This is a genomic window from Pseudoduganella ginsengisoli (genome assembly GCF_009720865.1).
Classification (GTDB): domain Bacteria; phylum Pseudomonadota; class Gammaproteobacteria; order Burkholderiales; family Burkholderiaceae_D; genus Rugamonas; species Rugamonas ginsengisoli.
This window is the reverse complement of the sequence record NZ_WNLA01000082.1, coordinates 1-721: the sequence shown is the minus strand read 5'-3', so window position 1 is coordinate 721 and position 721 is coordinate 1. Positions and strand designations below refer to the sequence as shown.

Below are 721 nucleotides of genomic sequence, written 5' to 3'. Positions count from 1 at the left end.
CCCTGCGCGCCTGCGCCGACGAACGGGACGCGGTGCAGGCGCGCCTGCTGGAAGCGCGGCGCCGCGCCGACAGTCTTGAACGCGACCGCGACGCGGCGCTGGCCGAACACGACCTTGCCACAGCCCGGCGCGCCTTCCAGCAGGCCGACGATATCTGGCTGCAACGCTTACATTGGAGGAAATCGCAGTGACCACCATCCCCTCTACGCTGGCGCCGCCTGACGGCCACACGCCGCTGCGCGCGGCCGACGTGGCCAACCACAGCGACAGCTGGCTGCGCCAGATGGAACTGGCGCAAATGGCCGGCATGGGCGGCACCGGGCCGCGGCCACACGCGGCAAGCGCACCAGCCCATGGCGCACCGGCGCCAGACATGGCGGCGGCACGGCCTGCCGCCTCCGTGCATCCCGTGTTGCCCCGCGTCAGGCCGCAAACACCGGCTGCCGACGAACCGGATGCCGCTGCGCCAGCCGATAGCGATCGCAGTGCGCCGGATACGGCTGCGGTAGCGGCGCTGCCCGGCGCTACTGCCCAGCCGTTCACGCCAAAAAGTGTGCAGCAGCCTGCGGCGCAGGATGTGGCCGACATAAAAGGCAGTGGCACAGCCGCGCCGGCACAGGTTTCCGCTCCGGCCGCGCCCGTGGCTAAACCGGCATCCGGCGCGCCTGCCGCCGCCACGCCCCCGGACGCGGCAACGCCTTCGCATGCGGATGGCGCGGCA

General features: G+C 72.4%; 1 pseudogene. It reads left to right on the top strand.

Annotation, left to right across the window (positions count from 1 at the left end):
• Positions 1-187: 187 nt before the first annotated feature.
• Positions 188-721, top strand: a pseudogene (locus tag GM668_RS30305) (hypothetical protein); the annotation flags it as partial.